The organism is Actinomadura geliboluensis, assembly GCF_005889745.1.
GTDB classification, from domain to species: domain Bacteria; phylum Actinomycetota; class Actinomycetes; order Streptosporangiales; family Streptosporangiaceae; genus Spirillospora; species Spirillospora geliboluensis.
In genome coordinates this window covers 1-11172 of the sequence record NZ_VCKZ01000306.1, presented here as the reverse complement: position 1 = coordinate 11172, position 11172 = coordinate 1, and the positions used below count along the sequence as shown (strand labels likewise).

The window sequence follows — 11172 nt, the reverse complement described above, 5'->3', positions numbered from 1 at the left end:
CGGCACTTTGTCAGAAATCCCGACCGACTGTCGCAGTATCAACGAGATCGGACTAACCCGCTCCCACCTGGACCACGAGGTCATCTCGACGGAACCCGTCACGAGGAACCCAAAGCAGTAAGGGTTACCGCTCGTCGCGTGCCCGCCGATCAGGGGGCCGAACTGTGATCGTGATCGCCGCTGTTGCGGGGTGCCTGGGCGCCGTCGGCCTCACCGTGCTCATTGGCGAACTCCGCCCCGCGCCGCCGCGCCTGGACGCCGCCTTGGCCCGCATCCAGCCCGTGCCGAACCACCCGCCGACCGGCGACCGTTTGAACGTCCGCGACAGCGTAGGACGGTGGCTGGCCGATCGCGTCGCACGTCCGGCCGGGCTGCTCGCCCTGCCCCGGACTGATCTGGCGCTGCTTGGACGTCCGGTCGAGCGGTTCATGCTCGACAAGCTGGCCCTTTTCGTCACCGGGCTCGTTGTGCCGTCCGTCTTCAGTGGTCTGGTGGCGTTGGCCGGTGGATCACCGGGGTGGACGTTCCCGGTCGTTGCCGGTCTCGTCCTGGCCGCAATCCTGTGGATGGTCCCGGACTGGAACGTGCGGTCTCAGGCTCGCCAGCGCCGCCGCGATTTCCGGTACGCCTTCACGTCCTACCTTCAGCTCGTCGTCCTCGAACGCGAGGCGGGAGCCGCGTTGAACGCCGCGCTGGAAAACCCCGCGAAGATCACCGAGGGATGGCCGTTCCGGCGCGTCCACGAGGCGCTGACGCGCGCCCGTCACGCCCAGCAGCAGCCCTGGCGGGCTCTCGCCCAACTTGGCGAGGAGATCGGTGTCCGCGACCTGATCGACCTGGCGCACACGGCCGAGATAGCCGGGAGTGAGGGAGCCAAGATGCATGACGTCCTGGTTGCCAAGATCACCTCGATGCGGCACGAGGCGTCCGCCGCCGCGCGCGCCGAGGCCAACTCGCGGACCACCGCCATGTGGGTGCCGACCAGCCTGCTCATGCTCGGCTTCGTGATCTTGGTCGGCTTCCCGTTCTTCTCCAAACTTCTCGCGTCCGGCTGAGCGCCCCGGACGACCGCACCAACGCATCGGGGGACCATGAACACACTCAACGCCGCGGCGATCCGCGTAGCGCTCGCCATCCATGACCGAGGCCAGCGACTCGCGGCCGACCTGCGAGACCGCGGTGACCGCGGCTCCGGGGTGGTCGAGACGATCATCATCGTGGCGGGATTCGCAGGGTTGGCGTTTGCCGTCTACCTGGCCGTGTCCAACAAGGTGAACGGCTGGATCGACAAGATTCCCGGCGCAAGCGGCCCGTGAACGTGCCCGAACGAGCACGAGCCCGACGGGACAAGGGATCGGCGACCGTCGCGACGGCCATCACCTTCCCCGTCGTCGGGCTGCTGTTCCTGGCGCTCGCGCAGGCGGTCATGGTGTCAGTGGCGCGGGATGTGGCCCAGTCAGCCGCTGAAGAAGGGCTCCGCGTCGCACGAGCACGCCAGGGCACCTTCGCCGCAGGACGCGACGCCGCAGCGTCCTTCGCCCACCACGAACCCATCCTGGACGCGCCTAGCGTCACCGTGTCCGGTGCCAACACCGTCACCGTGCGGGTGACCGGGCAGGCGCCGTCGCTACTGCCGGGCGTCAACATCACCGTTACCGGGACCGTGCGCGGGGCCCGTGAACGCTTCACGACCCCGGGGCCGACGTGATCGCGGGAAAGGGGACGCCGGTACGTGTGGACCCGACACGGGACGCGGGCAACGCGGTAGTAGAGACAGCGATCCTCGCGCCGGTGTTCATCACCCTTCTGGCTGGCCTGCTCGTGGTGATGCGGGTGGCGCACGGCAGCGCCGTAGTCGCTCAAGCCGCCGCTGACGCCGCACGGCAAGCGTCCGTCGCCCGCACCGCCCATCAGGCGCGGGCCGGGGCGAGCAGCAGCGCCATGCACACCTTGCGTGACCGGGGTCTGCATTGCACGCCGTCAATGCGACTCGACCTGTCCGGCTTCAACCGTCCAGTTGGACAGCCGGCCACGGTATCGGCACAGGTCACCTGCGTAATCCGGCTCAGCGATGTCGGACTTCCCGGGATGCCCGGTGCTCGGACGGTCACCAAGACCCATCGATCCCCAATCGACCCTTACAGGGGCACGCGATGAGCAGGCGCCTGTGCTCAGTTCGGCGACGACCCGAGCGCGGAAGCGTGAGCGTCTTCGCGGTCATCATCACGCTGGTCGTCGTGGTCTTCTTCGGTGCCGTCGTCGATTTCGAGCAGGCTCTCGAAGCCCGGCAAGAAGCCAACACCATTGCCCAGGAAGCCGCCCGTGCTGGCGCCGGACGAGTCGACCGGAACCGCGCTTACACCCGTGGACAGTTCGTCGTGGACCGCGAGGCCGCGATCCGATCGGCACGCGCCTACCTGCGGTCCAGCGGCTACAGCGGCACCGTGACCATGGCCGGAACGCGCGCCATCCATGTCCACGTCACCACCACCCGGCCCGCGCGGTTCCTGCCGGTGATCGGGATATCCGTCCTGCGCGCCGACGCCGCCGCGACCGCGAACCTGACCACCGGAGTGGAAGGAACCCGCTAGCCGTGACCTACACCGGACGCAGCCGCCTCGCCGACTTCGCACGGGGACTCGCCGCTCTCGTGGTCTTCCTGTTCTTCCTGGTCGGATGCCCGGTCGCGATGTACGCCATGGGCGGTTCCCCCATCCCGGACCGGATTCCGTCGTGGGAGGAGATCAGCGCGACACTGATGCGGCAGGACACCGACCAGAGCGTTTTCCTGGCCACGATCTTCCTCATCGGCTGGGGCGCATGGTGCCTGTTCATCGTCACCGTCTGCTCCGAGGCGGTGAACTATGTGGCCGGACGCTCCAGGCCCGCCACGCCGCGCCCGGTCCGACCGCTCCAAGAGCTGGTCCGAAACCTGGTCGCCACGGCCACCCTCACCTTCAGCGCCGTCGCCTCCCTCAGCGCCTCGGCCTCCGCCACCGCCGCGACGAACACGCACGCTGTTGCCGCCGATGCCCCTGCCGCCACCGTTCCAGAAGCGGGCTCTCACGAGCAGTCGTCGCCCAGGCAAGACACACCGCCACAGGGACCAACCGAATCTGAATGGACTCCGCTACTCGCCGACGAGCCCGCGACCCAGCCGAAGCCCGACCATCACGAGGCGCAGACCCACGTCGTCAAGCAAGGCGAAACCCTCTGGGGCCTCGCCCGCCGCACCTACGGCTCCGGCGACCGCTACCCCGAAATCTTCGAGAACAGCCGGAACATCGACCAGCCCAACGGAATCCCCGCCCTCACCGACCCCGACGTCATCCACCCAGGCCAGCGTGTACGCCTCCCGCGCTCCAGTACGCCAGACGGCGCACCTTCGCCCGCACGGTCGGCCGCCCCGCGTGCAGGCGCGCACACGTCCCCAGCCAAGCAGGGCGAACAAAGTGATACCCGGGCCTCAACTCCGCGTGATTCAACGTCCGCCAAGGCGACGGCGTCACCGGTGCCGAGCCCGGTCGTGGCGCCGCCCGTCGTCCCCTCCGTCAGCTCAGCGCCTGCGGCAATGAACGACCAGGACGATGCGAGTTCGCCCCTGGCGATCTCCCTGCCGTCCGGCTCGCGCGTCGGCCTCGGTCTCGCCGCCGCACTCAGCGTGGCCGTCGCCGCCACCCGCCTGCACCGACGCCGCAGGCGTCCGCTGAAAGGCGATCCCGAGACCGCCGAGCACATCCCTGAAACCCCGATCGCGGCCCCCGTCCTCAAAGCCCGCAAAGCACACCTGGACACCTACGTCGTTCGCGAGGCCCCCGCCCCGTCCGACCCAGAACTCGTCCGCGAAGACCTACTCACTCCGGAACCCGACCACCTCATCGTGGGCACCCGCGACGGCCAAGCCGTCACCATCCCCCTGGCAGGTCTCAGCCTCGGCCTGACCGGAGACGGCGCACACGCCGCCGCCCGAGCCATCACCACCGAACTGCTGGCCAAGGCTCACCGCTACCGCGCCGAGGTCATCCTCCCGGAGCCCGACGCACAGGCGATCTTCCCCGGCGACGACATCACCGACTTGTCCACGGCCCACGACGGATTGACCCTCAAGCCCTCCCTGCACGAAGCCATCAACCACCTAGAAACGGAACTCCTCCACCGCGGCCGAATCCTGGAGACAACCGAACAGCCCGACGTAGCCGCACTACGCGCCGACGACCCTGCGGAGCCACTGCCGACCCTGCTGCTGGTCGCCTCCATACCTCCGGACAACGCACGGGTAGACGCACTCGCAACACTCGGGCGTCGCTACGGCATCGGGGTCCTAGCGCTCGGCGCTTGGACGTCCGGCACCAACGTGGAACTCGCCACCGACGCGACCGTCACGGACACTGACGGCCCCAACGCCGCGCGGTTCACCCAGGCCAGCCTGTTCCACCTCACCACCGACGATGCCGCAGAGATGCTCCGGACCATCCGAACCGCCACCGGCACCGAAGCACCCTCACCGACAAACGCCGGCCCCACGCCCGAACCCGAGACTCCCTCGGCTATCGTCCCGCCGCCGCGCCCATCCGAAGGAGCATCGCGCCGCCCAGTCAGTCTCGAAGTGCTCGGCGACGTCCGTCTCTCCACCGCAGACGGCCTGATCAGCACAGGGCTACGCCAGCGCGCCCGCGATCTACTCGCCTATCTCGCCCTGCACCCGGACGGCGTCACCCGCGACCGGGCCAGCGCCGACCTTTGGCCAGATGAAAGCCTCCAAACCGTCGTCACGGCGTTCAACACCGCCGTCACCAACATCCGCAACGTCCTTCGGAACGCGACCGGCCTCAGCAGCCCCATGTACGTCATCCACAGCGCCGGCCGCTACCGCATCGATCCCGACGTGATCGAGATCGACCTATGGCAGTTGACAACCGCCCTCGCCGATGCCCAGCAGGCCACGGACGACGCCGCCAGAATCAAGGCGCTCACACTAGTCGCCGACTGTTGCGCAGGTGAGTTCGCGCAGGGCCTCGCACAGGACTGGGCCGAGGCCCAACGCGAATACCTCCGCCGCACTGTCGGCGACGCGCTCGCGAACCTTGCCCGCCTCCTTCAGGCAGACGAGCCAGAGCAGGCACTGACGGTTCTGGAACAGGCCATCACCCACGACCCCTACTCTGAGCCCCTGTACCAACACGTCATGCGGCTACAAGCCCGTCTCGGCCGTCCGGACGCCGTCCGCCGTACCTACGCGCTCCTTGCAGCGCGCCTTGACGAACTCAACGCGGAACCCGACGACGAGACTCGTAAGCTCGCTAATTCCCCCATGCGGACGTCGAACCGAAGCTGAGACACGGAGCCTGCGCTCAACACACGCGCGAGCGTTGGTTTCGTGCAAACATCCAGCAAGGGCTGGTGCACGGAAGCCGCGTTGTCAGGACCGAGGGGATGTGATCGGCTATCGGCGTGGACGTCGACCAGTTCTTCAGTTACGGGCCGCGCGCTCCATTCGAAGTCCGACAGGTCTTCACCGACCGAGAAGGGCCGATTCGGGCCTTTCGTGACCGGTTCGTCCAACTGGCCGAACGGTCGTGGACCGTTGACGAACTGCTCGATTTCCAGCGGCCGGCTTCCAACCTCATCGCCGTGTCCGGCGAGGGCGGGATCGGTAAGTCCACGCTGGCCCGGCACGTCGCGGAACTGGCGGTGACCGGGAAGCTCGACGGGTTGCCGCCGCGCGGCGCGCGAGCGGTACTGGACTTCGCCGACCCGGCCAGTTCCAGCTTCGAGGCCGTCCTGCTGCGAGTGCGTGCCGCCCTCGCGCCGCTGGCCAAGTCCTGGCCCGCGTTCGACGTGGCGCTGGCCGTCTACTGGCAGCGCAAGCACCCTGGGGAATCGCTGACGGCGTTTCTGCAGAAGGAGACCACGGCGGAGTCGCTCGGCGTCGCCGACCAGGTTGGAAACGCTGTCGATCAACTTCTGGGCGGTTTCGGTGCGCTCTCGGTGGCCTACCGAGCGCTGAACCTCCTCGGTAAGACCGCCACACAGAAGGCCCGGCTGAAGCGGCTACGCGCGGACCTGCCCGCCCTCGATCCGATCCTCGGCGAGCAGGACCCGGACCGGATGCTGGGCTACATGCCGGTACTGCTGGCCGCCGACCTGGAACGAGCCCGGCGCAAACACCCGTCGCTGGCGCTGTGCGTCCTGGACACGCTGGAGAACGTCCAGCGTCCACCCACCGAACGCGGCGGCCTGGAGGACCTGGTCTCACGCCTGGTGTATCTGATGCCGAACGTGGTGTTCATCGCGGCCGGACGCCTGGCACTGCGCTGGCACGACCCGGGAAAGGCCGTCGCCTTGACCTACGGCGGCGAGCGCCGCTGGCCGGGGCTCGCACACGATGACCAGCTCAACCTCGGCGGGTTCGACAGGGCAGCAGCCGAGACCTACCTGACGGCACGGCTCACCGTGGACGGAACCCCGGCGATCGGGCCCGCGATCCGGGAGCGAATCATCACTGGGTCGGGTGGTTCACCGCTCTACCTCGATCTGTCGGCCGAGTTGTTCGGGCAGTACCTCGCGCGGGGAGAAGTGCCGACCGCGGACGTGTTCGGCCTGGGCTTTCCCGAACTGGTCTTGCGGACGATGCGAGATCTGTCGGCGACCGACCGCGACCTGTTGCGGGCCGCGTCGCTACTGGAGGCGTTCGACGAGGACGTCCTGCACGCGGTGCTGCCGCATCTACGGCTCCGGCAGATCGAGAGGTTCGTGCAGCGCCCGTTCGTCCGGCGGGACGAGACGGTGTGGCCGCCGTACCGCCTGCACGAGAACCTGCGCCGCAGCGTCATCGACTGCGACGCCGACACCGACGACGGCTGGACACAGACCGAGCGCACCCGCAACGCCGAACGGGCAATCGAGCACCTGACGCGTGCCGCCCTGACGGTCTGGGACGACGATGCTGACCATTCGCTGCCCTTAGGCGTGCGGAGCCGGCGATGCGTGGCTGCGTTCCTGCTGGTCCTCAACGCCGCTGATGAACATCGGCTGACGCCGGAGTCCCTCGGCGATGTCGCCTACAGCCTCACTGTTCTTGGGCACTGGCAAGTCCTGTCGTCTCTGCCCGAGTTGCCCGACTCACCAGAGCTGGACCGGTTGACGGCAGTTGCGCGGCTGACGGCACGCGGTGATGTCAATGCCGAGGACCGTTACCGCGGGCTAAGCGAGCTGATCGGCGAACCCGGCGGACCGTTCGCGGACTACTACCGGCACGAGTTGGCCAGCCGGGCGCACATCATCGGCCTGGTCGAGGAGGCCGCCGCGCACCTGTCCGGCATCGAGCCCACGTCGCTGATCGGCGCGAACGCGCGGTTCGGCCTGGCGGACAACGCGCTACGCCGCAGCGACTACCGGTCCGTGGCGCGGCTGATGGACGGCGCATCGCAGACCGGCCCGGACCAGGTGCGGGCCGCCGACCTACTCGGCCACACCTACCTGCAAAACGCCCGGTTCGTCGAGGCAACTCGCTTCTTCGAATCGACGTTGGAAGCGGCACGCGAAGCCAACGCACCGCTGTGGGAAGCTCGCGCGCTGCGACACCTGCTCCTAGCGCTGATGTGGTTCGACCCTGGTCGCACGCTGTCGCTCCTCGGCCGGGCGCGCGAACTCAACAACACCGCCGGCGAACCGATCGGGCTCGCACAGTGCGACATGGCTGAGGCGATGGCCCGTGCGCTGCGAGGCGAGCGCCGCACTGCCGCCGAACTCCTGGACGCGGCGGCACGCCGCTTCGGTGAACTCGGGGCCTCCCGTGAACTGCTGCCCGTCGAGGCATTGCAGATTCTGCTGGACGCCTCTAGTGGCCGTGTGGAGCAGGCCGCGCGCACCGCGCAAAGGCTGGGCGAGAACTGCCTTCCCATCTGGAAGCCTGTCACTCGATCGTGGGTCGGACTGGACACCGACTTCGCGACCATTGAGTGGCTGGACGACCCTGAATCCGCGCGGCGCCGATGGTCGGAAGCACTGTCCCGACTACAGGCAACGATATGCGGCCCCCTGGACATAGACGATCGCCGCAGGTTGATCCCGACAGGACGCGTACCCGACACCCTCGTTGAGGCCGCGATCCGCGGCGCGATGGCCAGCCCGTCGTTCGATGGCCCACGGGACCTTGGCGCCGCGCTGGCGACGTTCGTTTCTGAAGGCGTCGTGCCAGGCGTGCGGACGGTGGTGAAGGTGCGCCGACGGCAGCACGAACAACTGGAGACCGTCCATACCTTCGAGGAGCTACGCGCCACGGCCGGCATCCTGGCGCCGCGTCTGCTGGATGCGGGAAGGACAGGGGAGTCCTGGTGGGCCGTTCTGGAACGCCTGCCAGGTATGCCCCCGGACCGTCCGACACCCGCACACCAGCGGGACCTGGGCCACCAGCTTCGACTCTGGCATTCCCAACCACCCGGCGAGGGCCTGCGCCTGGACGACCCCGGCGCGCTGGGCGTCCTGCTGGGATGGGCGCGGACCTCGGTACCAGACACCTACGCGGCCATCGCCGAACATGTCGACGAAGCATGCCGAGGACTCCCCATGACCGCGATTCACGGTGACGTCGCCGTTTGCCATAACGCGCTGTTCGACGGCGACGTCCTGACTGGGTTGCTCGACCCGGGCGCGACCGAGGCAGGGCCCCCGATGCTCGACCTCGCCTGGTCGCTGGCCGTCGACATGCCACGCGGCGCAGAACCTGGCCCACTCCTCGACGGCTACGGTCACGACGCCGTCGACCAAGACGCCCTGACGGCGCTATTGCCGCTGATGATGCTGCGCCGCCTCATCGACGCCCCGGCCCTCGGGCTCACCGAAACCGACGGGGTGTGGATCACCGGATGGCTACGTGACCACCGCCCCGACCTGCTCGCCCTCACTCAATAAGCCCGGCCCGGCGGGCGCAGGCGTACGGGATGTAGTTGTCCAGCACGTTCGCGGGCACCGCGAGCCGCTCATGCAGATCAGGCTCGTCCTCACGTGCGTAGAAGCGGTTGAGGCCGTCGAACAGCGCGAGTCTGTACCCGGCCGCCAGGACATAGGGCTCCCACTCCTGATGATTTGGCCGGGTCGTCAGCGGAACGGTTGCCTCGACCACGAGCACCCGCGGCCGCCATACCTGCAGGTCAGCTGACCGCAGGACAGCGGCCTCCGCCCCCTCCACATCGACCTTCAACAGATCGAAGCCCGATTCCGCATGTGCGCTGAGGACCGTCTCAAGGGCAAGAACCTCGACCTGTAGTTCCTCGTGACGCCAGCCGTCCGCGAGATGCCCCTCCAGGACATCCCGGCGCAGGGTGCTGAGCCCGCCGCCGCCCGTCATCCCCCGCCCAGGGACAACCCGAAAGAACTTCGCGTCGCCCGGCTGGTCACCGACAGCCACACACAGATTGACATCGCCGGGCCGGGCTTTCTGAAGGCGCACGTGACGCTCGGGCAACGGCTCGACGTTGACCCCTCGCCAGCCCAGACCGTCCACAAGGTTCTTGGTCAACGAGCCACTGACAGGCTCGCCGGCACCAACATCCACGAAGAATCCGCCCCGATGGCCAGCGAAGGCACGCATCAGCACGACATCCTCCGCATTGCCCGCGTACGCGATCAGGTCATAACCGTCCACGCGCGCCAATTTACGTCGCAGGTCTCTGTCAAGATCGTCAATGCGTCCATGGATGTCATCGATGTCTCCAGCGATCTTGACCGAGACCCAGTCCTCGCCCGCCGCCTCACCAGTACGGCAGCAGCAGGTGGCGCGGCATTCGGCGCCAGGTAGGTCACCAGTATGAGGAATCCCAGCTTGTCGCGTCCAAGACCGTGTTCCAGATCGCATCCTCATGACGAGCTGTTTCCCGGTCGTGGCGCACGGTGCCGTCGACGTAAGCGCGTTCGCTTTGCAGCAGCGCCAGCTTGTTGCGAAGCTTCTGCTCTCTTGTGGTGACCGGGAGCTTCTTCCGTCGGCCCGCCGCGCGTGCTGAAGCGCGCAGCCGATCAAACTCGGCCTGTTGCGGCCGGAGCTTGGCAAGCTCAGCATCGATCTGTGAGAGCAGGGCGGCTCGTTCCTCCGCGAGCGCGCGCAACTCCGCACGCACGGCTCGTTCCTCCTCGCTCCAGGACTTCTTCCCACCGGGTTTCTGGCCCGTCTCACGGAAGATCCGGGAGCGCTCGCGCTCGAACGCGCTCCTTTGGTCCCGAAGCTCGGCCTCGCGCGCGTCGATCTCCAACCCGCGCTTCTTGCGCGCCGTCATCGCCTGCCCTGGCGTCTCTGAGGTGCTCATTGGCCTATCGTGATCCGCGGCCGTTGGCCTGTCTGCTATCGCAGCAGGAACATGTTTGTTGAGGTACACGCAGCCATTATTGATATCGGGATCAAGAGAAGGCTTATGATCCTGGATGCAGCGCGGCCCAGTAGAGCGCGCGATGCTCGGGAAACATGAAGCTTCGCGAGCCGCATTGTTGAGCGCGGTGGCATCGATGTAAGATCATCCGCGGGCTTGACGAATTGATACGAGATATTCCTTGATAGTGGCCGGTTCGCCACGCTAGTTCGCCGCTACTAGGAACGCGGCGGCGGGGCGGACGGGCAGGAGGATTCAAGGAATGTCGAGATTCAACCTGGAACCCACAGCCTCGGTGATGGGCGCGTCGATGTCGTGGCGGCGCGTCTTCCCCGGGCGGGCGGATCAGATTCCGCTGGCGCGGCAGTTCGCCATGTTCCTGTTCGCCGAGACCACGATCGCGTCGGACGTGGGCTTCGTGGTGACGGAGCTGGCCTCGAACGCGGTGCGCCACACCCGGTCGGGCCAACACGGCGGTCGGTTCACCGTCGAGCTGGTGCTCGGCGGCCTGGCCTACGTGGGCGTCAGTGACCTCGGTGGCGGCGGCTTCCCCACGGTCAGGCACGACCCGCTCGACGGTCCGCTCGAGAACGAGGGCGGGCGCGGCCTACGGGCGGTCTCGCAACTGGCCGCGATGCTGGGCGTCCACGGAAGCCCGAACGAGGGCCACACCGTCTGGGCGGACCTGATCTGCGTCGAAAAGCCGCGCGAGGACCCGCCGCTGGTCTCGCCGGTTCATCCGGCCGCATAGGGCGGGACCAGCCTGTCCATATCAGGCTGGTCCCGCCCTTCACAGGCTAGGGCCAAGCTC

At 67.8% G+C, this 11172-nt stretch carries 10 protein-coding genes; 8 read left to right on the top strand and 2 right to left on the bottom strand.

Annotation, left to right across the window (positions count from 1 at the left end; translation table 11 throughout):
* The first annotated feature begins 164 nt into the window (after positions 1-164).
* The 7 genes from ETD96_RS31970 (at position 165) to ETD96_RS31940 (ending at position 8913) form a co-directional block, all read left to right on the top strand.
* Entirely contained in the window at positions 165-1055 is an 891-nt protein-coding gene (locus ETD96_RS31970; protein WP_138640217.1) for a type II secretion system F family protein, read from the top strand.
* Between the two features lie 36 nt (positions 1056-1091).
* Positions 1092-1316, top strand: a complete 225-nt coding sequence (locus tag ETD96_RS31965) for a hypothetical protein (protein WP_138640216.1) — start codon at positions 1092-1094, stop codon at positions 1314-1316.
* Entirely contained in the window at positions 1313-1708 is a 396-nt protein-coding gene (locus ETD96_RS31960) for a TadE/TadG family type IV pilus assembly protein (protein WP_138640215.1), read from the top strand. Before ETD96_RS31965 ends, ETD96_RS31960 begins: the two co-directional genes overlap by 4 nt.
* The gene (locus tag ETD96_RS48255) at positions 1705-2157 is read left to right on the top strand and encodes a TadE family protein (protein ID WP_138640214.1); all 453 of its coding nucleotides are present in this window, start codon (positions 1705-1707) and stop codon (positions 2155-2157) included. Before ETD96_RS31960 ends, ETD96_RS48255 begins: the two co-directional genes overlap by 4 nt.
* Positions 2158-2201: 44 nt before the next feature.
* The gene (locus ETD96_RS31950) at positions 2202-2591 is read left to right on the top strand and encodes a pilus assembly protein TadG-related protein (RefSeq protein ID WP_171069328.1); all 390 of its coding nucleotides are present in this window, start codon (positions 2202-2204) and stop codon (positions 2589-2591) included.
* A gap of 2 nt (positions 2592-2593) precedes the next feature.
* Entirely contained in the window at positions 2594-5335 is a 2742-nt protein-coding gene (locus ETD96_RS31945; RefSeq protein WP_138640212.1) for a BTAD domain-containing putative transcriptional regulator, read from the top strand.
* Positions 5336-5451: 116 nt separating this feature from the next.
* On the top strand, positions 5452-8913 hold the full coding sequence (locus tag ETD96_RS31940; protein WP_138640211.1) for a protein kinase family protein: 3462 nt from the start codon (positions 5452-5454) through the stop codon (positions 8911-8913).
* On the opposite strand, the gene ETD96_RS45190 is transcribed toward ETD96_RS31940, so the two are convergent.
* Complete coding sequence (locus ETD96_RS45190) at positions 8903-9646, bottom strand: FkbM family methyltransferase (protein ID WP_171069327.1); 744 nt, start codon at positions 9644-9646, stop codon at positions 8903-8905. The two genes, ETD96_RS31940 and ETD96_RS45190, sit on opposite strands and share 11 nt — an antisense overlap.
* Positions 9647-9800: 154 nt before the next feature.
* A complete protein-coding gene (locus ETD96_RS45185) occupies positions 9801-10301 on the bottom strand; it encodes a hypothetical protein (protein ID WP_171069326.1) in 501 nt (166 codons plus the stop codon).
* Between the two features lie 358 nt (positions 10302-10659).
* Here ETD96_RS45185 and ETD96_RS31930 point away from each other — a divergent pair, with 358 nt between their 5' ends.
* Positions 10660-11112 (top strand): ATP-binding protein, encoded by a 453-nt coding sequence (locus tag ETD96_RS31930; protein WP_171069325.1) that lies wholly within the window; start codon positions 10660-10662, stop codon positions 11110-11112.
* Positions 11113-11172: the final 60 nt, after the last annotated feature.